Origin of the sequence: Cytobacillus dafuensis, from assembly GCF_007995155.1 — a bacterium.
Lineage (GTDB): Bacteria > Bacillota > Bacilli > Bacillales > Cytobacillaceae > Cytobacillus > Cytobacillus dafuensis.
Window position 1 is genome coordinate 1,029,840 of the sequence record NZ_CP042593.1, and the last position, 23,529, is coordinate 1,053,368.

Consider the following 23,529-nt stretch of genomic DNA (forward strand, 5'->3'; position numbering starts at 1 on the left):
TATTACTTATTCAGAAAATAAAGAATATTTAGTATTATTTATTTTGAAACAAAAATAGTTCTGAAGGAGTGGTGCATTTGTTAAAGGTTCTATCAAGTTCAGCCTTAGCTATAGCATTAGCTGGAAGTACGATTTTTACAGGGGGAAGCAATGCGGATATAACCGCGAAAGAGAAGAGTACATATAGTATGAACTTAGCTCATCATGTGGGCATTGCTCCAGAGCTTTCAGAACAAGCAAAAAGATTAGGACTTGATTTGTCTAAAGTCGATCCTGCTGAAAAAGCGGCTAAGCAAGGGAAGAAATTTCAGCAAGCAGGAAATAATCATGTTGCCTATAGAAAGGCAGAAGGAGATATTCCTGTTCTTGTCATTCTAGCAAAATATAAAGATGGTGATCAGCCAGTAGGGGATATGGAGGGACAGGTTCCTGCTCACTATTATGAGGATTTAATATTTGGATCGGAATATAATCCATATGAGCTTGACCAGTTTAAACAGTATGCAGAGTTTAATGGGGAGAAAGTCTCTACGAATCGTACAATGCAAAATGTTTATAAGGAATCTAGTAACGGAAAGGTAAATCTCGTTCGCAAAGAAAACACAGATTTCGCATGGGTTGAAATGCCTCATGGTGCATCATACTATTTAGATCAAGAGGGCAAATATGCAGAAAGTGGCAAATATGTCATTGGAAATGAAAATGGAGACGCTCACATGGGTGAATTCGTTCGTGATTTGTTGAAGGCGGTTGACGGGCAAATTGACTTCTCACAATATGCTGAAGATGGAGAGGTTCCGAATATTTTTATCGTTCATGAAGGAACAGGTGCTGAGTTCAGTAGGGATCCAGCACAAATCTGGTCACATAAATGGAATATATTAAGTGCTATGTACTTTGGAAAGTATTATGAAACTGGGAAAACTGCAGATGTTCATGCCGGGATGAGCGAAGATGAGTGGGTAAATAAAACAGTTGCTGAAGATATGACCTATGATGGCGTTATCGTAAACAACTATAATATTCAGCCAGCAATTGGCGGAAATGTTTCCGGATTTGATACAGCTACAGGAGCATACAATGAAGCGAAAAAGACAGGCCCATATCCAGCCCAAACTGGGGTATATGCACATGAATTCGGTCATGCCTTAGGCTTGCCTGATTTCTATGACACAGCTTATTCCTCTGAAGGAGTAGGTAACTATTCAATGATGGCAGGCGGATCGTGGATGCGCTATCCAGATAGTGCAGCCTATTCAGGCAATTCACCAACTCACTTCGATCCATTCTCGAAGATTTTCTTAGGATGGGCAAATCCAATCGAAGTAAAACCAGAAGATGGGGTTCAAGAAATTACTTTACCTTCCATTAATAAAGCATCAGCTGATAACGGAATTGTGAAAATGGAAGTTCCAGGATCAAATGGAACAGAATACTTCTTATTTGAAAATGTTCAACAAGACGGTTTTAATAAAGGATTAATTCGCCAAGGTGCAAATGCGCATGGATTAGTGGCATGGCATGTCGATGAAAATATTATTAATCTCTATCAAACTGCCGGCTTCCGTCCGAACAATGTGGAAAACTGGATGAACAAGAGGTTCCAGTACAATCAGTCCGAAACTGCTAGTGATGGAACAGTTGTTACGCACTATGGCTTATCTGTTATTCAAGCAGATGGAAAATATGATCTTGAGAAAAATGCGAACCGTGGAGATGCGGGAGATTTCTTCAAAACTGGAAGCAAGTTAACACCAGTATCCAGTAATGTTCATACAGGATCCTATTATTTCTGGAAGGGCCAAAACTCAAAACCTGCTGATTCTGGAATCCATGTAACAGATATTGTTGAAAATAACGATGGTTCAATCACTGCTAAATTCTACTACAAGTCAAATCAAGGTAACAAATAAGTTTAGAAAAACTTGGCGTTCTCCAAGTCCTTTTTGGGGAATGCCTTAGTTTTTCTTATGCGATCTTTTTAGCGGACATTTAATTGAAAACACACTTTACTTTAGTACGTTAATAAACCTAAACGTTCCTGTTAGCTGAAAAATAAAACCTGATTCTATATTTAGAATCAGGTTTTACTATTGAACAAGATTTTTGAAAGTGAATTATTGTGGAGGCGGCACTACAATAGGGTTTGAGTTTTCAGAACCTGGACCGTTATAATATTGTGGAACTTTCCCAGGGTGGAATAGATCTCCAACTTTAACTTGGTTGGAAATTTCGATTGGCTCTTCCATTCGAGGGATAATGACATTCATCTGAACATTCACCTTAATATATACTTCTAGATAAGTATTGTTAATACCTGATGGAACAACCTTTGTTTCAACATTGGATGTAACGTCCCCAAGTATTTGTAATCTTACAGGAATCTCTGGGCCTAAATTAGATAGTAATGTCATATTTGTTGCCATTCCTAAAGGAATATAATAAACAATCCCATTCGAATCCTTAGTTTTTTCAGGGTCAATATGAATATCATTTTTAAAATTATCTAATTTATCTACTTCTCCAGCTTCAACTAAATCTAAATATTTTTGCACTCTTATTGTTGTCTCTGAAATGACTTTATTGACCATTTTTTGATTAAAACTGTAGCTTGGTTCACCGGCATTTTCATGTTTTACAATTAGTTCATTAATATCAATACTTTCGGTGATCTTTTTTTCGATAGCATCATTGATTGCTTGGGCAGCAAATTGCGTCGCTTTTGTTTTGGCAATATCCATCAAGTATGGCTCTAAGTTCCTGTTAATAATGATTAAACTGAAAATGGTTAATATTGAAAAGATCATTAATGTAATTAGAAATACATATTTGAATGGCAAAGGCCCCTTTTTGAATTTCCATCTCCTTCTTCTCTTTTTTCGCAAATAAAACCCTCCCGCTCTGAAAGTTCTCGTTGTTTCGAATCATTGACAAAGACATCATTTTGATAAATCGGGCTTTGTACAAATATATGTCCACAATGAGAAAATAAACATAAGCTTTTTGTCGTTTTGGGAAGGGTTTTGTTGAAAGAAGCTAATCATTAAAAAAGTGCACGATTCACGTGCACCATTCTAAATAAGGAATGCTATCAATAGACCTCCGATTATGATGACAGCACAAATCATTTTAGCGAGAAGGGGGATTGACTCTTTCCCTTTTTCATTCACCTTATCCTCGTCTTCATTAACAATTTTTCGGTAATTAGGACTACAGCAGCCCATTACGCTACCTTTTTCCATCCAGAGACGTCATCTTCGAGAGTGAGATTATTCATTCTCGCCTTTTTAGCAGCGATATAGAATAGGAGGATAATGACTGCTGTGATGATGGTTGCTCCAATGTATGACGTGTTTAACGATAAACCAAATCCTATTTTTGCATTTAAGATATAAGTCATTGTTGCCATTGTCATGAAAATACCAGGTATCATGGCAATCCAATAATTTTTCTTTGCGATGAAAAGATACATTGCACCGACCCATAATGCTATGACAGCCGTTGATTGGTTAGCCCAAGAGAAATATCTCCAAAGGATCGTGAAATCAACCTTCGTTAGAGCGATTGAAATAGCGAATAGTGGAAGAGCAATCCATAGACGGCTCGAGATTTTCTTTTGAGAAAAGTTCATATAATCAGCAATAATCATACGTGCACTTCTGAACGCAGTATCGCCGGACGTTATTGGCAGAATGATAACTCCAAGTACGGCTAATGTTCCGCCAATGGCGCCAAGCATCAACTTTGAAGCTTCACCAACAATTCCTGCAGTTCCAATATTTGTAAGCATATCATTAAGCCCACTATAACCATTAAAAAGGCTCATAGCCGCAGCAGCCCAAATCATCGCAATAATTCCTTCAGCAATCATCATGCCGTAGAAAATTTTACGTCCTTGTTTTTCATTTTGCGTTGTTCGAGAGATGATCGGTGTTTGTGTAGCATGGAATCCTGACAGTGCTCCACAAGAAATAGTTAAGAATAATAATGGGAAAATGGGTGCGTTATCTGGATGGAAATTCTGTAATGAAAGTTCTGGAATTGGTGCTCCGGTAATCACTAAGCCACCACCGACACCAACAGCACTTATTAAAAGTAATGCACCGAAGAATGGATAGAATCTTCCGATAATTTTATCGATAGGAAGAAGTGTTGCTAAAATGTAGTAAATAAAAATAGCAGCGATAATAAGTCCTAAACCAACCTTACCGTTCATTAAATTATAAAGTAAGTCAGCTGGCGCTGTTACGAATACTGTACCAACTAATAAAAGAAGAAGAATGGCAAAGGCATTGACGACATGCTTCATCACCTTTCCAAGAAACTTACCAGCTAGCTCAGGAAGATGAGCCCCACGGTTTCGAATAGAAATCATTCCTGTTAAGTAATCATGGACAGCCCCAGCGAAAATACAGCCAAGCACGATCCATAGGAACGCTACAGGTCCGTAAAGAGCTCCCATAATCGGTCCGAAAATCGGTCCAACACCTGCGATATTTAAAAGCTGGATTAAGGAATTTTTCTTTGTATTCATAGGCAGGTAGTCTACACCATCTTCATGTGTGAAAGCAGGCGTTGGTCTTCCTTCATTAACCACGAATACTTTTTCAACAAACTTGCCGTAAGTAAAGTATCCGACAATTAAAAGGGCAATACAGGCTAAAAAAGTAATCAAAAGATTCCCTCCTTATAATAAAAAATGAATGCGTTTACAAAAATTATAAAAGAATTTCAGTAATAAAGAACATTTTGTGATCAAGATGTAGAAATAACAGGTTAACATGTAGCTAGAAAAGATTAAAACGCATTTAAGAATTAGATTAACTAGGAAATTATGTAACGATATAAAAAAAGCAGCGGAGGCCGACGCCTAAGATCATATTAAATTTCTAGACGAACTCGTAAAGACTTAACATAATTCCTGCTGACGGATAGCAATTCATGTCTTCCTTCTATTTCAAGCTGATAGGCGCCATTAAACCAAGGGGTAAGTCGAGTAACATAGTCAAGGTTTACAAGGTAACTTTTATGGATTCGAAAAAAGGAATAAGGATTAAGTCGATTCTCAAGGTCTTTTAAAGGAGTCTTTGCTTCGAATTCTCCAGATTTTGTAATTATTTTTGTAACTTTATCATCTCTATACATATATAAGATATATTTTGGTTCAATATAGAAGATTTCCCCATTCTCCTCCACAGCAAGCTTTCCCGTTGATTTAGTAATTTTAATATTTCTTTGAGAACGTAATTTTTTTTCAATGCGATGAATCGTTTTATGAAGCAGTTCCTCATCATATGGCTTGAGCAAGTAATCGATTGCTTCATAGCGAAAAGCCTCTGCAGCAAATTGTGGATAAGCAGTTGTGAAAATGATTAATGGATTTTTCTTTAATTCCATTAACGATTTTGCAGCTTCCATCCCATTCATTACTGGCATTTCGACATCAAGAAAAACAACATCAGGCTGTAATTGAATAGTCTTCATAATAGAGGCGTCACCAGATTCTGCCTCACCTACAATTTGAATAGAAGGAAAGCTTTTTAATAAATGCTTAAGTTCATCTCGACTGTATCGTTCGTCATCAACAATTAAAGCTTTAATGATCTGTTCCATTTATTTTTCCTCCGAAAGCGGGATAGAAAATGAAACGGCGGTTCCTCTATGAAGTTCACTCCTCGTCTGAATAGCTGCTTCACTTCCGAACATCATAGTTAGTCTTCGATTGACATTATAAAGGGCAAGACCGGTTCCGGATTCCGAATGGATAATTTTTTTTCCAACCAAATTGGCTCTCTCCTTATGCATCCCCTTGCCGTTGTCTTCAACTGTGACAAGAGTGCAAGTGTCCTCTATCTTTATCAAGATTTTAATCATACAATCCCTATCCTTATCCTTTATTCCATGTTTGATGGCATTTTCAATAATCGGCTGCAAGGTTAGTGGCGGAACCTTGACTAACAATGCTTCATCATCAATATCATAAATAACCTCAAGTTTATCGATAAATCGTGTTTCTTCAATTTCAAGATAGGCTTTCACATGCTTGAGCTCTTGTTCAAGCGTTGTCATGCTTAATGTTGTTCCCGCCAAATTTTGACGCAAAAAATGGGAGATGGAAACAAGCAGCTTTCTTGCTTTTCCTGGATCAATGCGTATTAAGGAAACAATTGTATTTAAAGAATTGAATAAAAAATGTGGACTAATTTGGGCTTGCAGCGCCTTGATCTCTAATTCCTTTGCCAACTGGTATGCCTTATCAGCCTCGGCAATTTCAAGCTGATGGCTGAGAAGAACACTTAGTCCAGCTATTATTTCTTTAGCAAAAGGGGTCACTTCCTTTTCTGAACGAAAATAAAACTTTAATGTTCCAATTGTTACACCCCTTTGTTTCAAAGGAGCAATGACTGCCGCACCAAGAGGGCAGTTATGACTTTGGCAATGGATCGTCTCGTCATTAGCGATAGTAATTTTTCCCTCTCTAATCGCATCTTTCGTAATTTGCGTTTGAATGGGAATATTAGCACGATGATGCTCATCACCGACACCTACATGAGCTAATATTTCAGTTAGATTTGTCATGGCAACGGCACTTGTTTGTACTTCCTTGTGTAGAATTTTGCAGACTGCTTCTGCAGAATAGTTGTTCATGCCTTTCCGAAGATAGGCAAGTGTTTGATCTGCGATACGCAGTGTTTTTTGTGCTTGAAGTGCAATGGCTTTTTCTTCTTCGTTTACTACATTTTTTATGATTAGTAGAAAGAGCGCTGAGCCTAACCCATTTGCGAGAATCATAGGCATGCCTATTACTTCAACAAGGGAGAGCGCTTTATCAAAGGGACGGGAAAATAATAAGATAATGAGCATCTGAATTGCTTCTGCAACAGCTCCAATTAGGAAAGCAGATGAAAGCTTGACATGCTTATTTTTTCGGTAAAAAGCCCCAGCAATAACTCCAGCAATTATAGAAGCGGCACCACATGAAAAGGCAGTAAAGCCACCTATTGTAAACCGGTGAATTCCCGCTATTAAGCCTGCACCTATTCCAATTTTATAGCCACCAAGAAGCCCAGCAATTACAACCCCAATAACTCTAGAATTTGCAAGAGCTTCATCGGAAGAAAGACCTGAAGCCCATCGATTGAACTGTAGAGTTTCTGTACTAAATGCAAGACCAGAATAAGTGCCGATAATTCCAAAAAAGCCAAAGAAAAGGATGGCTTTATACTGCTGCTTCAGATTTAATTGTTCTTGGTAAATCATATCTCTAAAGAACCGCAGCCGTGTTAGGATAAAAGCAATCGTCACAATAATTCCTAGACGTTCTAGCATCGTAAAGAGCAATTCAAACATATGATTTCTCCTTTAGCTAGTAATTGTTTCATCTATTTTAAAATAAAAACATAAAAAATAATATAAATTTCGATTATTCAAACTATTATTGTATCGATAAAAAAACAGCCTTAATGGCTGCTAATTCTTACCGTTCGAATATAACTTCCTTATCCAGAACAACCTCCTTACGGGGGAGCTCCATTGGAGAAGCAAAGGGAATTAAGGAAAAATGAATATTAATTAAGTCAAAAGGCAATGTAGGTGTGACGAGAAAACTCACTTGTGTATTTCCACCACCACCATGGGATCCATTTCTCCTAACCTTGTAGTCTGCAGGTCCTGTAACCTCCAGCATTAAATGAGGGATAATATGTCCAATATTTTCATCCTCTTTTAAGTTATAGTTGATTTCTAATGTCACAATGCTTCCATGCTCATGCTGCATGGAATGAGTTAGAAGATAATCAAAATCGTCAAGTGTTGATTTTTCCATAATTTGGATAACAGCTAAAAGCTCCCCTGGTCCTTCAGGCATGTAGAATGGCACGCTTCCATCATTAAGCTGGTTTATCAGCCAACCAATCTCAGAAACCTCCATCTCAAATCTATTTGACCATTCTTCAATCAGCTCAGTTGGAGGAAAGAATCGCTTTCCATTTGCGGAAGCCTTCCGTTCGTTCATGATTCTTAATATCTCTTCATCTAAGCTTTTTATTTCATCATTGTATTCAGACCGTACTCTACCAAACTCTGACCAACCCAATCCTCATCCCTCCAAATATTTACTGTATTTGGAATCATTTTAACAAATATTAGTTTAAAAACCCAATTTAGGTGCATTTTGTTTTTTTACGATCCTTGATAAGTTACATTGAATATACAAATTCCATTTCAATTATTAAGACCGTTTTCCCACGATTTTGAGGATAATGGCCGTTATAGAGAGTTCATTCGTGTTCAATGAGAACAAGTAAGATTGACTTTCCCTATTTTATAGACTTTTATTGAACCCATAAAGCTTATTCGCCAATTACAAAGTTAGTGAATTATGTAATTTTAAATTTTATTGTTGCACCTACAGTTACGTTAGGGACTATGATCGAACTATAAAGAAAACTATCTATTTAGCAAGGAGGAACTGATATGAATGAGAAGAAAACATTTTTAATCGGAGAATTCTCTGAAAAGACAGGTACTTCGGTGAGGACATTACATTATTATGATGAAATTGGCCTTCTTAAACCAGATAAGGATCCAAGCTCAGGTCACCGGCACTATTCAGATAAGGATGTATTAATATTGCAAAAAATAGTAAGCTTGAAATTTCTAGGCTATAGTCTAGAGCAAATTAAAGGAATGATCGATGAGCCAAGTTTTGATGTGAGCTTAAATGAATCATTGCAAATCCAAAAGAAGGCTTTAGAGGAGGAGAAATTTCAGATTGAGACGGCACTTACTTCCATTAATCGAACTATTAAGCTGCTTGAAGAAGAAGGAGAAGTAGATAGTGCGATCTTAATGAGTTTAATCAATACGGTTCAAACAGAAAAAAACACGCGTGAATGGCTTGAGCAGCGGACTACTAAAGATGTAGTCGATTATTTATATAATAAATCTGAAGATGATGTATTGTCGTTGGATAAGGAATATATTCATTTATCAAAAAAGGTAAAGGAATTAGTCGGATTGCCAATAGAGGATCCGCAAGTACAGGAGCTAATTGAACAATATATGAAAGCTACTCTTGATTTCATTGGAGAGGAAGCGATGCACGCTTTGGCAGAAATGGATTTGAGTGAAGCGGATAAGCTGCAAGAGATGATGCCTTCTCCATTTACAAAGGAAGAAGAGGACTGGTTAAATCAGGCGATGGATTATTATATGGTTCAAAACGGAATGGTTGATCCACAGAATAATCAAGAATAAGGTTCATTTTAATAGAGTTGCCAATGCAGCTCTATTTTTTTGTAAATAGGAATGTTAAAATTAATAAACGAACTGAAGCGAAATTGCCATTTCGATAAAGTATCAGCGATAAAGAACGCATAAGAAAAATGTAGAAATCCACAAAAGGACTTAGCTTTCGCAAAGTTTTTCTTATGTTTCTCTAAAATAGAATATAATAAGAAAAGAAAATCAACTAGTGAAGGGACAGGAAAGAAATGATTGTCAAAAATGAAGATGAATTGTTAGCTCTTAAAGAAATAGGGAAGATTGTTGCTTCCATACGTGATGAATTAATTGCGCGGACAAAACCAGGTGTGACAACGAAAGAACTGGATGATTATGCTGGCGAGCTATTTGAAAAATACGGAGCGATTTCTGGTCCAAAGGGAGAGTATGACTTCCCGGGATACACTTGTATTAGTGTCAATGAGGAAGTTGCCCATGGAATCCCTGGAAGCCGTGTAATTAAGGAAGGCGACCTTGTCAATATTGATGTATCTGGCTCCAAAAACGGCTACTTTGCAGACACAGGACTGTCCATCGTAGTTGGTAATAGTGATCAAAAGCTCATTGAACTTTGTGAGACGGCACAAAAGGCTTTTGAAGAGGGCTTGAAAAAAATAAAAGCAGGCTCAAAGCTAAGCATGATTGGAAAAGTAGTCAACAGAACAGCTAATGAGCATGGCTATACGGTAATAAAAAATCTAACTGGTCATGGAATTGGAAGATCCCTTCATGAGAAGCCTGATCATATTTTAAATTACTTTGAACCATGGGATTCTCAGCTATTAAGGGAAGGAATGGTTATTGCATTTGAACCATTTATTTCAACAGGAGCGGAACACGTGATCGAACTGGATGATGGCTGGACATTCGTAACCCCGGACAAGAGCCTTGTTGCTCAATGCGAGCATACCATTGTCGTAACAAAAGGAGAGCCGATTATTATTACGCTGTAATATGGATTGAAAAGATAATGGATTGCTGTAAAAAATTTTAAAACTCACTGTTTATAGCGAGAATTTCTCCTATAAACAGTGAGTTTTTTCTTTAGTTAAAAGGCAATGTTTAAAATATGCAAAAAGTTTACAAAAAATTTACATATGGTATGGTCAATAAGTGATTTTCCTCACTGAATAGACATTTGTATGCATGTGATAATTTCAAGGGTAATTCTTCCTGAAAAATTTATATTTAGTTTGGAGTGTACAATGAAAAGATCGATTATTTCAAAATTAACATGGTTGGTTGTTATTGTAGTTTTTGGAAGTTTAACACTCTTTTCTTTAACAAGTTATTACATGACCTATGAAAAGGTTAAGCAGGCAGCGGGTTTGGAACTACTAGGATGTGCTAACATTACTACTGGTCTCTTAACTGCTGAAGATATCAAGCTTTTTTCACATATAAATAAGGAAGAGGCAGATCGAATTAGTGAAAAAATAAACTGGACAATTGCTCATAAGCCGATCTTCGAAAATCAATATATTTTGTCATTAGATGGAACCGTTTTAGTCGCTGATCAGCATCTGCAAAAACAAGGTGTAAATAACGGAGATTCCTTCTATATAGATCCAAAGATTTTACAGGAAATCAAGAAATCGAAACAGCCTGTCTATTCTGATGTATATCAATTTGCAGGCATGAAAAGATTATCTGGTTATGCCCCTATTTTTGAGGATCATGATCCCACGAAAGAAGTTGTTGCAATAAGTGCGATTGACTTTGATGCTGAGATTTTAAAGGAAAGAACAATGAGTATGGTGGCATTGCCAATTAGCGTTGGAATCATCTCATTATTAGTCTCAGGAGTGATCATTGTACTCTTTGTAAGAAAAACAATTTTACCTTTAAAACCATTAACCTACTATACGAAAAAAGTTGCAGAAGGCGACTTAACGATTGAAATAAAGAATGAAAAAGCTGAGGGAGAAATTCATGAGCTCCAAATACACTTCAATCGAATGATAGAAAGTTTAAAAAATAGCTTGAATGTTACCACAAACAGCTCAAAAGAATTAGCAGCTGCGACAGAGCAGCTCTCAGTTAATGCAATAGGTGTAACGAATTTGGTCGAAGAGGTAACGGCAAGCTTTGGAGAGGTCAGCAGCTCAGTAAAGCATCAAGCTGCAAATGTGGAAAGAGTAAAAAATGTATTTAAAAATATTGGAGAAGAAACAAATGAAATGACGCAGCAAATTGAAAATACAACAAGTCAGTCTATCTATGCTTCCCAAAAAGCCATTAATGGGGAAGAAATTATGAACGAATCCATTAAACAGATGAATGATATTTATAGACAAACAATTAATGTTTCATCAGCTATGAATGAATTAAGTGAAAAGTCAATAGAGGTTGGAGAAGTATTAAACATCATTACAACAATTTCAAAACAAACTAATATGTTAGCTTTAAATGCATCAATTGAATCTGCCAGAGCTGGCGTGCATGGGAAAGGATTTGCTGTCGTTTCTGAAGAGGTTCGCAGTTTAGCGGAAGAAACATCTGAAAGCGTTCATTTGATTCGTAAAATTATAGCTGAAATGCAGATTAAAACAGCTGAAGCGGTACAAGTAACAACGGAAGGAAATCATACAGTAAGCGATGGAATGAAAAAGGTGGAGGAAGCTAAAGCTGCTTTCGCAGATATTAAAAACTCTATCGAGCAAATGAGCAAAGAATTTCAACTAATCCTGCAGCATATTCAAAAAATTAATTTAGACGTTCAAAATTCTAATATTGATGTTGAAAGAATAAATGAAGAAACGAATGCCATTTTTCAAAGCATTCATGCTGTTGCCATTAACTCACAGCAGCAAACAGCTGCAATTGAGGAAATTAGCTCATCCATTGACGTGTTGTTGCATATGGCAAATGATATGGAGGATATCGTAAATAATTATAAATTGCCTTGATTGGTTTCCATTGATCATCATGTAGGGGTTCAAAGTTGATACCCCTACTGATTGATTAAAACGCAGATTTAGTATTGATTAGTTCTGATAGTTAATAGTGATGAATTTTATACATACTGGTTCCGAAACAAAGATATTTGATTGTAATAAAGTAAGTTTTCCAGACATTTCATTCCTTGAAAATAAGACGAGATTATTTGATTTTTGATTAGATGCAACGATAAACTTTTCAGTAGGATCAAGTACAAAGTCTCTAGGCCAATGTCCTTCTGTAGAAGTGTGTTCAATGAATTGCAGTTCTCCTGTTTCTGAATGAACACTAAACACTGCTATGCTGTCATGTCCGCGATTTCCTGCATAGATAAAGCGCCCATCAGAAGAAATATGAATTGCGCTGCCTTGGTTGTTCTCTTTAAAGTTTTCTGGAAGCGTAGAAACAATTTGAATCTGAGTAAATTCCCCGGTTTCTGAATCGTATTGTGTTGCGATAATCTCTGAGCTAAATTCAGTCATGAAATAGGCATATTTTCCATTTGGGTGGAATACAAGATGTCTTGGTCCACTGCCTGGTTTGACAGAAAGGCTATTCTTTTCAGTTAACTCTCCCCGATGAGCTGTATAAGTAATAATTTTATCGATTCCCAGATCAACAGCTACTACATATTTCTCATCAGGAGTAATGCCTGCATAATGGGTATGAGCTTTTTCCTGTCTTTCGTCAGGTCCTGAGCCTATATGCTCGATAATAGATGTCGGTGGATTAACGGAACCGTTATCAGTATTTAGTAAATAAGATTCTACTGTGCCCTTATGGTAATTTGCGCTAAAGAGAGTGCTGTTATCACGATTAACACTTACATGACAAGGAGGGGCACCTTCAGAAACATTTTGGTTCAATGGTTGCAATTCAGTGGATTCAGCATTAATTTTATACGCAGCTACACCACCAGATGAGCCTTCCTTTATTACTGAATACAGAAACTGATGATCCTCACTAATAGCTAAATACGTTGGATTATCAAGCTTCGCAGCTAATTTCACCTCAGAAAGCTGTCCCTTTTCACTATCTAAAATAAAGGAATAAATCCCTTCACTTTTCTCATTTGTATATGTACCGACATACCCAATATATTTATTGTTTTTCATTTTTGAATGACCTCCGTTTTATTCCTTAACTCTATCATAGAAGATCACGCTGGCAAAACGATCTATTATTAAAAAAGTATGCGTTTTTTGACCTCTATTAGATAATTATCCTTATTTCTATCATTCTCTTCTATACTCTATCAGCCAGCAATCACGATATTCGCCCTCATGAAGCTCATTCTTTGGGAGAAGTTTAACTTTTTTGAAGCCACATTTTTCGTAGCACTTAAGAGCTCTTTCATTACAAACTTGTGGATCCATCACAACAAAGTCTGCGTGTTTTTCTATTATCAAATATTCAACCATTGAATGTACTAGTATTGTTCCGATTCCTTTATTCCAATAGGCAGGTTCACCAATGAATTGATCAATCCCATAAATTACTTCTGTGTTTTTAGAATATCCGTACTTTTCCCTAGTTTCATCATCCAGCTCATAATATTGGATATATCCTATATCTACGCCTTCAAATTCAATAATACAGCCATTGACGTCATCATTTGGATTATAAAATTCCGTATTTACCTTTTCTAAATCAAACGGATTATCTCTGCCTTCATAAAATTCCAGTACTTTTGGGTCGGACAGCCATTTCGCTAATAAATAGTTGTCTTTTTTCTCCAATTTTCTTACATTTAACTTACCATTATTAAATAACATTCAGAGCACCTCAAATTTAATGTTTAATAAGATTTCGTTTATTGTGATGAATTATCCTTTAAGGAAACCATTTTTCAGCTAAAAAGCAACGGAGGGATGATATGGTTTTTATAGAGCATTTGCGAGAAAGGATTCCTTTTCTTAATGTTTCAACAGATATTCAGGAGATACATAAAGGTTTTTCAAAAGACAAGAAGTATATCGTTCATTTTGAACATAGAGAAAGTTGTATTATACGGACAGCAGATATCGAACAATATGAAAGAAAAAAAGCAGAGTTTGAACGAATTACAGAACTGCAAACATTTGATGTAAAGACATCGGATCCCATTGAAATTGGCCGACTTGATGAATTAGGGATATGCTATTATGTGCTTTCTTATATTGAGGGCGAGGATGCGCGAGATTTATTGCCATCATATAGCAGCAAGGAACAATATGAAATTGGTCTTGAGGCAGGAAGGGATTTAGCCAAAATTCATTTGATTCAGGCATCATCGCTTTATGATCCTTGGTACGACAGGATTATGAAAAAGTATACAAGTTATGTGGAGGCTTATCATTCTTGTGGAATAAAGATAGATGGCGATAGCATAATCATTGATTTTATAGCAAAAAATGAACGGTACTTGAAAAATCGCCGCAACTGCTTTCAGCATGATGATTTTCATGTAGGTAATATTATCGTGAAGGATAAACAATACGCGGGTGTAATAGACTTCAACAGGTTTGGTTGGGGAGATCCTATTCATGACTTTCTTAAAATAGGCTTATTCAGTAAAGAGGTCAGCATTCCTTTTTCGATTGGTCAGATTATCGGCTACTTTGATAACAATATACCTGAAGAGTTTTGGAGTCTGTATTCAATCTATTTGGGAATGAATGTCTTTTCATCTGTTGTCTGGACTAAGAAAGTTGTCCCTGAAAAGCTGGATGAAATGATCGAGCGCTTATATTGCATTTTGGAAGATCATAAATACTTTGAAAATATTAAGCCTTCTTGGTATAAAGAAGCAACTTATTAAAATATTTATTTTTAGAAGAAAGGATAGATCACGCTGGAGAGTAGGATATATGTTAATTGGGGAGGGCACCATGTAAAGCTTACATGGTGCCCGAGGAAAATAATCTTGGATACAAGTTTAGTAACAAGCGTCCACGGTTATTGTTTTCACGAAGGCAAGATTCTATTAGTTTATGTGAAAGGTAGAGTATTTAATAATCCTGGTGGACATATTGAAATAGGCGAAACACCTGAAGAGGCTTTTCATAGAGAAGCATTTGAGGAAGGCTATGTTGAGGGGGAAATTAGCTATTTAGGAGCCATTGAAGTAAGCCATGAAGAAAACCTATTATTTGATCCAAATGGGAAATATCCAAAAATAGGGTATCAGCTTTACTATAGGATGGACATTGAAAAATGCCTCCCATTTGAGCGTGAAAATGAAACAATATCCCGTATTTGGGTGGAACCCGAAGAAATTCCCTACATATTAGATGATCATCGGCTTTCATTAATTATTCTTAAGGAAGCTTTGAAGAAAGATTAAATAATGAAGTCCATGTGTATGCGTGCCCAATGTCTTTCTATTTTGGGCTTCTCGGTAACGAAAAGGCCATTTAGGTGCCCGATAAGATTTAAATTTCAAGATCACGGTAACATAGAGTCATTCAATGTACCCGTTATGCTTCTAATTACAGCAAAAGGAGGATATTAAATAAAAAAATTTTTTCTAGTATGAGAATTGACTTAATCATTCTACTAATCGCTCACATATTCCTTCACTTCAACCGCATATAGACTATTAGGCAAATACAAAATTTCCAGCTGCTTCCCTCTTAAATTCGATTCAAAAAAGCTTTCGTGTATCTGGAGATTGTGTGCATCAATCGTTTTGTTTTTAAAGACTAATTCAAGTACATAGGCGGGGCCGACATCTGGGTCATCGTATTCTACTTGATCTGGTATACCTACAATTCTTTCAAAACTTTGATTTTCGTAAGCTTCCTTATCTTTATGCAGCAACAGAGAGGTATTGATGAAATGAACTCCGGCACTCAAAAAAATAATGGTAAAAAAGAGAGAAGCGATAATACCAAAAATGTTTCGAGTTGAGGTGGCAATTAACAAAAAAGCGGCGGCAAAACAAAATGAAATGCTAGCTCCACAATATGTATTTATCATTTCATGTAAAATGAATTGCTCCTTGACCATCATAGAAGCAAGCCATAATAGTAATGCGAGGACAAAAAATACTGCACATAATGCAACTAAAATAATAAAGAAACGCTCTTGAATCTGCTTGAATTTCCCTTGTTCAGGCCTATTCTGTAATTTTTTCTTTTTCATTGCTCTCTCCTTTCATCTCTTCACTTATACTCCTTCCTTAATTACGTTTAAAAGTCAAAAAAGTTTTAATTATCTCTTAATTAATTACATAAGATAAAAAAGCTGTCCCGTGGATGAATATCCATACCAAAGGACAGCTTTTTTTATACCGATTCTCTAGCTAATTTTGTTTTCGGATAACGGTTCATCGCTACTAATAATATGACGCCGCTGATGATAAGGAGAATACTTGTCGTGACAAAAACGGAAGAGAAGCCAAAATACCCAGAAATGAGTCCTCCCATCATCGGCCCAATAATATTCCCGAAGAACCTCAGGCTCGTGTTATAGCCTAAGACTTCTCCTTGCATGGCAATCGGTGCTTCTTGTCGAATATAGGCGATTCGGACAGGGATGATTCCGCCAATTGTTACACCCAGAGTAAACCGAATGAATACAAGCTGCCAATAATTCGTAACAAATCCACCAGGCAAGTAGAATATTCCAGCAAGAAATAACAGAATGACAAGGACTTTAATATAGCCATATCGATCGGCTATTTTTCCCCATTTTCTAGCCATTATTAAGTTTCCAAGGCCTGCAACTGAGAAGGCGATTCCTGCAAAGAACGCTAGATTTTCAGGGCCATGCAGCTCACTCACATATAAGGATAATATCGGTTGGATGCTGAAATGTGCCATCTGAATTAATGCTGAAATAAGCAGTACAGTTAATAAAACGGGATTCTTCACAATATGAAGAATAACTTCTTTGCTCGTGTAATTAGCTTTTTTGTCCTTCTTACTTTGTAAAATGATCTCTTTAGTTAAAATGACAAGCATTGCTGAAATGAATATAGAAATTGAAGTCCATTTAAATGTATTCGCATAACCAAATATGTCCGCTAAAACACCGCCAAGCAAGGGGCCCATTAATGAGCCAGTGATACTTCCTGTTTGCAAAGTCCCCATAACCTTACCTGCAATTTCTTTAGGCGTCTGTGTTGAAATAAAAGCCTGTGACATAGGGATAAAGCCAGTAAATATGCCCATAAACAACCTAAGTATAAAAAGCTGCCAAACAGAAGTGCAATAACCCATTAGAAAAATAGAAATTCCCATCCCAACTCCTGAAGCGATGAGAATTTTTTTTCTTCCATATAAGTCCCCGATTCTTCCCCATATGGGGGAAAACAGAAAGGCTGTGACAAAGGTTATGGCAAAAATCCAACCTGACCAATGTTGTACATAGGTTGTTGAAAAATCGCCAAATGTTTCAATATACAAAGAAATAAACGGCAAGACCATTGTCATGCTGCCAGCTACAAAGAAATTAGCGAACCACATGATAACTAGATTACGCTTCGAATCAGGATTCATCCTTTAATAACACTTCTTTCTAGTCAACTATTTCGTTTCTCTAAATATATTATAACGAAATTTCCAAAAATATGAAGCTTAATAGTTTTATCAAAAATGTAGTTTAAAAATGTGCATAAAAAATAGGCTGTGTTAAAGCTAGCTCAGTGGCGATAATGCTAATTTGTTGTTGATTGAAGCGGAAGGCGCGAGATCCTCGAAAATGCATTCGCATTTCCTTCGTGCGGTGTTTATTCGGGGAAGATTATTCAACGTCCTGCGGGAGAAGCGAGTCAAAGGGAGACCCCGCAGGAGCGATAGCGACGAGGAGGCTTCCGGACCGCCCGCGATCGCTAAGTGCCTGCAGCGGAAATCAACAGAGAAGTTTAACATAGTAAAAAAATAAAAAAGTATTGTATTATAACAGTATTTATTTTATAATTTCTTTACTATAACAGAATAACTTTTTATTAGGAACATAGGATTATTGACAATTGTAAACTTGAAAAATAATGATTGTTTTATTATTACGGTTGTTTTATAATTCCTAATAGGTAAAAGATTCAGAATATATAAAAAGAGGAGGAAAACATTTGGAAGCTTTTGTTAACGGGTTGAATAATATTTTATGGAGTACACCAGTCATTTACATCTGTCTAGGTGTAGGGTTATTATTCTCAATCTTTACTAGATTTCTTCAGGTTAGACATATTAAAGACATGATCATGCTCATGTTTCAAGGAAAAAGTTCCGAAGCGGGCGTTTCTTCTTTTCAGGCCTTATCTATTGCTCTTTCTGGCCGCGTAGGAACTGGTAACATTGCTGGTACAGCAACTGCAATCGCAATGGGAGGACCAGGGGCAGTATTCTGGATGTGGGCTATGGCCTTCATCGGTGCAGCAACTGCTTATATAGAGTCGACATTAGCGCAAATTTACAAAGTAAAGAAAGATGGGCAATATCGCGGGGGCCCAGCATTCTATATTGAAAAAGGTATGGGTATTAAATGGTTTGCCGTTCTATTCGCTATTTCTGCCGTTCTAGCATTGTCTATATTAATGCCAGGTATTCAATCAAATTCAATTGCAGCAGGTATGGAGAATGCATTTAATATTCCAACATGGATCACTGGTTTATTTATCATAGGATTATTAGGATTTATTATTTTTGGTGGAGTAAAACGTATTGCTAATGTTGCGCAATTAGTAGTTCCATTCATGGCTCTTGGATATATTCTTGTCGCACTTATTATTATGGCCATGAATATTGGCGAAGTAGGCAATGTTTTCGCCCTTATTTTCAAAAGTGCCTTTGGTGCTGAATCAATGTTTGGTGGTCTTGTTGGTAGTGCAATTGCGTGGGGAGTAAAGCGTGGAATTTACTCAAATGAAGCAGGTCAAGGTACAGGTCCACATGCTGCTGCAGCTGCTGAAGTATCCCACCCTGCTAAACAAGGTTTAGTGCAAGCGTTTTCAGTTTATGTTGATACATTATTAGTTTGTTCAGCAACAGCGTTTATGATTTTGTTCACAGGAACGTTCAATACTGTCGGTCCAGATGGAGAGACATTAATCGTAAACAATATTCCTGGTGTTGAGGCTGGACCTGGGTATACACAGGCAGCTGTTGAAACTGCTTTCCCTGGATTTGGCGCTGGATTCGTTGCGATTTCTCTATTTTTCTTCGCCTTTACGACAATAATGGCATACTATTATATGTCAGAAACGAATGTTGCTTACTTGTTTAAAAATGCAAAATGGCCAACGTTTATTTTGAAATTTGTACTGTTAGTTTCAACTTTCTATGGTGCTATTAGAACAGCAGATCTCGCATGGGCATTTGGGGATGCGGGATTAGGGATAATGGTTTGGTTGAATATGATTGCAATAGTCATTCTAGCAAAACCAGCAATAGTCGCCTTAAAGGATTATGAGCAACAGAAGAAACAAGGGCTCGACCCTGTGTTTAACTCAACAAAGCTAGGCATTAAGAATGCCGATTATTGGGAAAATGGGTATCAAGAGGAAAAAGAGAAAGTATCATAATAAATGGAAAAGATGCTTGGCATATGCTGAGCATCTTTTTTCGCTAATAAGCATACTTAAGTCAAAAATATGAGAATGAACTCTATTGAATTCCTTCAATAATTTTTCCATACTATTGTTTGAGATGAAAAAATAAGTATGATTTTCATCATCATAGGTCATTATGAAAGGCTTCCCTTCTTCAGGGAGGAAAATGATTATTTCATCAATCAGTGAATGTAACCATTGATTTTGAACTGGAATAGGTGGGTTTAAAGGGATTTTTATCATTTGCCCCTTGTTAGGAATAGGGTTAAATTTTTTGTATACATCATGAATTTCCTTAACGATTTCTTCTATATTCTTTTGAATCGTTGGGGTCATTGGAACTGTATGAGTGACCATTCCTTTTTCTATATCAAAAATCTCGATTTGCCCTACATTTTGTCCATAAATGTTTGAAGTATTAAGAAATATACATAGCATGACAAGAACTATTATTTTTTGAATCAATATTAACCACCTCATTGCTAATATTTCCGAGATTTATTCATATTATGAAATGCCTGATTATCGATGGACTAGACATCTCTCCTTACATGAGATAGTATCAATCAGTAGCAATAGAGGAAACTAAAGAAACTTATACAGCCTTGCTGTTCAAATAGAAAATGTATAAAAGGGGTTTCATATGTCAAATACACTAATTAGCCAATTAAAGCCATTTTTACAAGAAGTATGGAAAAAAGAAGGGTTTAATCAACCAACAACCGTTCAGTCAAAAGCCGTTCCAGTTGCTATTGAGGGAAAAGATGTGATGGCAGAATCACCGACTGGTACTGGAAAGACCCTTGCTTATTTACTTCCAGTTTTAGAGAAAATGAATGCAGAAGCAAAGGCAGTTCAAGCTGTCATTATTGCACCATCACAGGAGCTTGTTATGCAAATATTGCAGGAGATTCAAAAATGGGGAGAAGGCAGCGGAATCCGAGCAGCATCCTTTATCGGTGGTGCGAATGTGAAGAGACAGCTGGAAAAATTAAAAAAACATCCACATATTGCTGTTGGAACACCGGGAAGAATGCTGGAATTAATTAAGCAGAAAAAGCTAAAAATGCATGAAGTCAGGACTGTCGTGCTTGATGAGGTAGATCAGCTGCTTGTTCATGAGCATTTGGATACAATTCGTCAGATCATGAAATCAACTTTGAGTGAGAGACAAACGATTCTTTTTTCAGCCACTTTGCCAAAAGGAATTGAGCAGCTTGCATTGGAGCTAACAAATGATCCTGTCATCATCAGAGTTGAAAAAGATGAGACCATTCAAGCGGCCGAGGTTGATCATATTTATTTCGTTGCAGAGCAAAGAGACAAACTCATGATGCTCGAAAAAATTTCTAGACTTGAATCCATTAAAGCACTCGTTTTCGTGAGAGATATAGGGAATCTTACGGTCATGTCAGAAAAATTAGCCTATAAGAACATTCATACCAGCTTTCTTCACAGTGATTTAAATAAAACAGATCGTCAAAAATCTTTACAGGATTTCCGTACAGGCAAAACAAAAATGCTGCTTGCAACAGATGTGGCTGCAAGAGGATTAGATATTAAAGATGTGACACATGTTGTCCATTTCGATTTCCCTAAGGATCTTAAACAATATGTTCACCGTTCAGGCAGAACTGGCAGATTCGGGGCCAGTGGGGTGGTTATATCACTGGTGACGGATAGAGAGGAACGAGAGCTAAAGAAATTTGCGAAGGAGCTTCGTATTCAAGCAAATAAAAAAGTGATGCGCGGTGGAAAAATTGTCGATCCAGATCAGTCGAAATAATCCCTGCATAATGTAGCCATAATCGCCCATACTACTTTTTGAGAAATAGAAAAGGGGTAGAGACAATTATGGGCAGAAAAAAGCTTGGAAATGCAAATGCACAGCGAAATAATAATGTTAAAAAGGGAAACCACACAAGTTCTGAATTAGTTGAATTTACAACAGGACAAGAAAAATCGCAAAAGAATCTCCGCCAAGAGTAAAAGAACAGGGGTTGTCCCAAAAGGTGTCTGGCATCCACATAATACTCAATATCTAGAATTTCACTCGCTTATTGATAATAGATATTGTTCGTGGTGCCTGACACCTTTGCTGTTGGGACAACCCTTTTTTACTTAATCAAGATCAACCTTTCTCAATGGCCTTTTCGTTGGTCCATTTAAAACTTCACCATCATACGTATATCGCGATCCATGGCAAGGGCAGTCCCATGTTCGTTCAGCTTCATTCCACTCAGTTTCACAGCCCAGATGTGTACATGTTGTATCGACCAGATGCAGTTTTCCTTCCTTATCACGGTAAGCTCCTGCTCTTTTTCCATTCACCATGACAACAGCGCCCTCATCATTTTCTATGTCACTAGGTTCTTTTGGAGCTACTTCTAGTTTTCCACTTATCAAATGTCCTGCTACATCGGTATTAATCGAGATGATTTGCTTTATGCTAGGGTCTGCTTGGAATCTTGATGGATCAAATAATTCACGATACTGATTTTCTTTTTCAGTGATAATATCCTTCAATAGCATGGCTGCAAAAGTCCCGTTTGTCATTCCCCATTTTCGGAAGCCAGTGGCAACAAGAATATTCTGCTTGGTAGAAGTAATAGGGCCGATGTATGGGACATTGTCAAGTGTTACTAAATCCTGTGCAGACCAGCGATATGGGAATTCATTAATTCCGAGCACCTCTTCGGCAAAGCCTTCAAGTGCCTCATAATGCTTCATCATATTAATGCCCTGACCTGTTTTGTGACCTTCACCACCAACAAGTATTAATTTTTCATCATTAAAAGGGGTATATCTTAATGAGCGAGTAGGCTCATCAGCACTATAATACATCCCACCAGGGTAATCCATTTTTGATTTTACTCCAAGGACGTAGGATCTGCTAACATACATTCTTGCAAAATAGAAGCCCATCATATCTACAAACGGAAAGTGAGAGGCAACAATTACATGTTTGCAGTTTACTCGATGACCATCCCTCGTAATGATGACTGGATGATCGCCTTCCCCTATATCTGTTGCGGTCGTTTTTTCATAAACAATTCCACCAGCTTCAACGAAATCTTCCAATAATTTTTTCATATATTTTAAAGGATGAAATTGTGCTTGATTATTCATGACAATGGTGGCCTTTGTTTTAATATCAAAAGGGATGCCATCTACAAGGCTGCCATTAATCCCAAGCTTTTGATAGGCATCCATTTCGGTTTCTATTTTTTTTGCATACTTATCAGAAGTGGCATATATAAATGATTGTTCTTCACTAAAGTCGCAATCAATACTTTTTTCCTTCACCTTGTTACGAACAAAATCAATTGCACTGCTTTCCGCCTCAAAATAAAGCTTAGCTTTCTCAATTCCAAAGTGGTTAATTAGTTCGTCATAAATCAATCCATGCTGGGCTGTTAGTTTTGCAGTTGTATGGCCTGTTGTTCCGGTTAGAATATTTCCAGCTTCTAGAATTGCCACTTTGAAACCTTCTTTTATTAGAAGATATCCAGCGGTAATTCCAGTAATTCCACCGCCAACAATGGCTATATCAACAGAAGTATGCTCTGTTAGCTTTTCGAATGATGGCAGAGGGATTTCTCTCCAATAAGACTCTGGGAACTGCGGCATTTTATTATTTGATGTCATACCTTTCCTCCTATAGGCTTCTACATTGTCATACATAATTTTTCCAATTACATTCATTTGTATACAAAATGTATAGGAGAATAGGAAGTATGGATGAATTAAAAAAGCTGGCTATACAAAAA

Annotated in this window: 21 protein-coding genes; 9 read left to right on the forward strand and 12 right to left on the reverse strand. The window is 36.9% G+C overall.

Features of this window, described 5'->3' with window-relative positions; genetic code table 11:
* Positions 1 to 71: 71 nt before the first annotated feature.
* On the forward strand, positions 72 to 1,913 hold the full coding sequence (locus FSZ17_RS05085) for a M6 family metalloprotease domain-containing protein (RefSeq protein ID WP_322107600.1): 1,842 nt from the start codon (positions 72 to 74) through the stop codon (positions 1,911 to 1,913).
* A gap of 204 nt (positions 1,914 to 2,117) precedes the next feature.
* Here the strand turns inward: FSZ17_RS05085 and yunB are convergent, their stop codons facing one another.
* The 6 genes from yunB to FSZ17_RS05110 all read right to left on the reverse strand — a co-directional run bounded on the left by yunB (position 2,118) and on the right by FSZ17_RS05110 (position 8,095).
* Complete coding sequence (yunB, locus tag FSZ17_RS05090; protein ID WP_057775972.1) at positions 2,118 to 2,885, reverse strand: sporulation protein YunB; 768 nt, start codon at positions 2,883 to 2,885, stop codon at positions 2,118 to 2,120.
* Positions 2,886 to 3,074: 189 nt separating this feature from the next.
* Positions 3,075 to 3,242: a hypothetical protein gene (locus FSZ17_RS23285; protein WP_156416274.1), complete on the reverse strand. Its 168-nt coding sequence runs from the start codon at positions 3,240 to 3,242 to the stop codon at positions 3,075 to 3,077.
* Positions 3,224 to 4,675: a carbon starvation CstA family protein gene (locus FSZ17_RS05095; protein ID WP_057775971.1), complete on the reverse strand. Its 1,452-nt coding sequence runs from the start codon at positions 4,673 to 4,675 to the stop codon at positions 3,224 to 3,226. Before FSZ17_RS05095 ends, FSZ17_RS23285 begins: the two co-directional genes overlap by 19 nt.
* Positions 4,676 to 4,881: 206 nt before the next feature.
* On the reverse strand, positions 4,882 to 5,613 hold the full coding sequence (locus FSZ17_RS05100; RefSeq protein WP_057775970.1) for a LytR/AlgR family response regulator transcription factor: 732 nt from the start codon (positions 5,611 to 5,613) through the stop codon (positions 4,882 to 4,884).
* A complete protein-coding gene (locus FSZ17_RS05105; RefSeq protein ID WP_057775969.1) occupies positions 5,614 to 7,350 on the reverse strand; it encodes a sensor histidine kinase in 1,737 nt (578 codons plus the stop codon).
* Positions 7,351 to 7,477: 127 nt separating this feature from the next.
* Entirely contained in the window at positions 7,478 to 8,095 is a 618-nt protein-coding gene (locus tag FSZ17_RS05110) for a hypothetical protein (protein ID WP_057775968.1), read from the reverse strand.
* 380 nt (positions 8,096 to 8,475) lie between these two features.
* On the opposite strand from FSZ17_RS05110, the gene FSZ17_RS05115 reads away from it, so the two are divergent.
* From FSZ17_RS05115 to FSZ17_RS05125, 3 genes are all read left to right on the forward strand, one after another.
* Positions 8,476 to 9,258, forward strand: a complete 783-nt coding sequence (locus FSZ17_RS05115; RefSeq protein WP_057775967.1) for a MerR family transcriptional regulator — start codon at positions 8,476 to 8,478, stop codon at positions 9,256 to 9,258.
* Positions 9,259 to 9,494: 236 nt separating this feature from the next.
* Complete coding sequence (gene map, locus FSZ17_RS05120; protein ID WP_057775966.1) at positions 9,495 to 10,238, forward strand: type I methionyl aminopeptidase; 744 nt, start codon at positions 9,495 to 9,497, stop codon at positions 10,236 to 10,238.
* Between the two features lie 252 nt (positions 10,239 to 10,490).
* Positions 10,491 to 12,194: a methyl-accepting chemotaxis protein gene (locus FSZ17_RS05125; protein ID WP_057775965.1), complete on the forward strand. Its 1,704-nt coding sequence runs from the start codon at positions 10,491 to 10,493 to the stop codon at positions 12,192 to 12,194.
* Positions 12,195 to 12,272: 78 nt separating this feature from the next.
* Here FSZ17_RS05125 and FSZ17_RS05130 read toward each other — a convergent pair whose 3' ends face one another.
* Entirely contained in the window at positions 12,273 to 13,340 is a 1,068-nt protein-coding gene (locus tag FSZ17_RS05130; protein WP_057775964.1) for a lactonase family protein, read from the reverse strand.
* A gap of 120 nt (positions 13,341 to 13,460) precedes the next feature.
* On the reverse strand, positions 13,461 to 14,000 hold the full coding sequence (locus FSZ17_RS05135) for a GNAT family N-acetyltransferase (protein WP_057775963.1): 540 nt from the start codon (positions 13,998 to 14,000) through the stop codon (positions 13,461 to 13,463).
* Positions 14,001 to 14,101: 101 nt separating this feature from the next.
* Between FSZ17_RS05135 and FSZ17_RS05140 the strand changes: the two genes are divergently transcribed.
* Positions 14,102 to 15,025: an aminoglycoside phosphotransferase family protein gene (locus FSZ17_RS05140; protein ID WP_057775962.1), complete on the forward strand. Its 924-nt coding sequence runs from the start codon at positions 14,102 to 14,104 to the stop codon at positions 15,023 to 15,025.
* A gap of 105 nt (positions 15,026 to 15,130) precedes the next feature.
* On the forward strand, positions 15,131 to 15,550 hold the full coding sequence (locus tag FSZ17_RS05145; protein WP_228460283.1) for an NUDIX hydrolase: 420 nt from the start codon (positions 15,131 to 15,133) through the stop codon (positions 15,548 to 15,550).
* Between the two features lie 212 nt (positions 15,551 to 15,762).
* On the opposite strand, the gene FSZ17_RS05150 is transcribed toward FSZ17_RS05145, so the two are convergent.
* Positions 15,763 to 16,350: a hypothetical protein gene (locus tag FSZ17_RS05150; protein ID WP_057775960.1), complete on the reverse strand. Its 588-nt coding sequence runs from the start codon at positions 16,348 to 16,350 to the stop codon at positions 15,763 to 15,765.
* Positions 16,351 to 16,493: 143 nt separating this feature from the next.
* A complete protein-coding gene (locus FSZ17_RS05155) occupies positions 16,494 to 17,708 on the reverse strand; it encodes an MFS transporter (RefSeq protein ID WP_057775959.1) in 1,215 nt (404 codons plus the stop codon).
* 572 nt (positions 17,709 to 18,280) lie between these two features.
* On the opposite strand from FSZ17_RS05155, the gene FSZ17_RS05165 reads away from it, so the two are divergent.
* Positions 18,281 to 19,732 carry an alanine/glycine:cation symporter family protein gene (locus FSZ17_RS05165; protein ID WP_057775958.1) on the forward strand — a complete coding sequence of 484 codons (1,452 nt, stop codon included), beginning with the start codon at positions 18,281 to 18,283 and terminating at the stop codon, positions 19,730 to 19,732.
* On the opposite strand, the gene FSZ17_RS05170 is transcribed toward FSZ17_RS05165, so the two are convergent.
* Positions 19,727 to 20,224: a hypothetical protein gene (locus FSZ17_RS05170; protein ID WP_057775957.1), complete on the reverse strand. Its 498-nt coding sequence runs from the start codon at positions 20,222 to 20,224 to the stop codon at positions 19,727 to 19,729. The genes FSZ17_RS05165 and FSZ17_RS05170 overlap by 6 nt on opposite strands.
* Before the next feature lie 178 nt (positions 20,225 to 20,402).
* Here FSZ17_RS05170 and FSZ17_RS05175 point away from each other — a divergent pair, with 178 nt between their 5' ends.
* Together FSZ17_RS05175 and FSZ17_RS23880 are read left to right on the forward strand one after the other, a co-directional pair.
* Positions 20,403 to 21,545 (forward strand): DEAD/DEAH box helicase, encoded by a 1,143-nt coding sequence (locus FSZ17_RS05175; RefSeq protein WP_057775956.1) that lies wholly within the window; start codon positions 20,403 to 20,405, stop codon positions 21,543 to 21,545.
* A 68-nt stretch (positions 21,546 to 21,613) separates the two neighbouring features.
* On the forward strand, positions 21,614 to 21,748 hold the full coding sequence (locus FSZ17_RS23880; protein ID WP_267128896.1) for a hypothetical protein: 135 nt from the start codon (positions 21,614 to 21,616) through the stop codon (positions 21,746 to 21,748).
* A 132-nt stretch (positions 21,749 to 21,880) separates the two neighbouring features.
* Here the strand turns inward: FSZ17_RS23880 and FSZ17_RS05180 are convergent, their stop codons facing one another.
* Entirely contained in the window at positions 21,881 to 23,407 is a 1,527-nt protein-coding gene (locus FSZ17_RS05180; RefSeq protein WP_057775955.1) for an FAD-dependent oxidoreductase, read from the reverse strand.
* Positions 23,408 to 23,529 lie beyond the last annotated feature (122 nt).

What these genes read in the sequence shown, in the direction of transcription:
- FSZ17_RS23285 (WP_156416274.1), bottom strand. Translation starts at nt 3,242, where the DNA reads ATGGAAAAAGGTAGCGTAATGGGCTGCTGTAGTCCTAATTACCGAAAA.
- FSZ17_RS05100 (WP_057775970.1), bottom strand. Translation starts at nt 5,613, where the DNA reads ATGGAACAGATCATTAAAGCTTTAATTGTTGATGACGAACGATACAGT.
- FSZ17_RS05105 (WP_057775969.1), bottom strand. Translation starts at nt 7,350, where the DNA reads ATGTTTGAATTGCTCTTTACGATGCTAGAACGTCTAGGAATTATTGTG.
- FSZ17_RS05115 (WP_057775967.1), top strand. Translation starts at nt 8,476, where the DNA reads ATGAATGAGAAGAAAACATTTTTAATCGGAGAATTCTCTGAAAAGACA.
- map (WP_057775966.1), top strand. Translation starts at nt 9,495, where the DNA reads ATGATTGTCAAAAATGAAGATGAATTGTTAGCTCTTAAAGAAATAGGG.
- FSZ17_RS05125 (WP_057775965.1), top strand. Translation starts at nt 10,491, where the DNA reads ATGAAAAGATCGATTATTTCAAAATTAACATGGTTGGTTGTTATTGTA.
- FSZ17_RS05130 (WP_057775964.1), bottom strand. Translation starts at nt 13,340, where the DNA reads ATGAAAAACAATAAATATATTGGGTATGTCGGTACATATACAAATGAG.
- FSZ17_RS05135 (WP_057775963.1), bottom strand. Translation starts at nt 14,000, where the DNA reads ATGTTATTTAATAATGGTAAGTTAAATGTAAGAAAATTGGAGAAAAAA.
- FSZ17_RS05140 (WP_057775962.1), top strand. Translation starts at nt 14,102, where the DNA reads ATGGTTTTTATAGAGCATTTGCGAGAAAGGATTCCTTTTCTTAATGTT.
- FSZ17_RS05150 (WP_057775960.1), bottom strand. Translation starts at nt 16,350, where the DNA reads ATGAAAAAGAAAAAATTACAGAATAGGCCTGAACAAGGGAAATTCAAG.
- FSZ17_RS05155 (WP_057775959.1), bottom strand. Translation starts at nt 17,708, where the DNA reads ATGAATCCTGATTCGAAGCGTAATCTAGTTATCATGTGGTTCGCTAAT.
- FSZ17_RS05175 (WP_057775956.1), top strand. Translation starts at nt 20,403, where the DNA reads ATGTCAAATACACTAATTAGCCAATTAAAGCCATTTTTACAAGAAGTA.
- FSZ17_RS23880 (WP_267128896.1), top strand. Translation starts at nt 21,614, where the DNA reads ATGGGCAGAAAAAAGCTTGGAAATGCAAATGCACAGCGAAATAATAAT.
- FSZ17_RS05180 (WP_057775955.1), bottom strand. Translation starts at nt 23,407, where the DNA reads ATGACATCAAATAATAAAATGCCGCAGTTCCCAGAGTCTTATTGGAGA.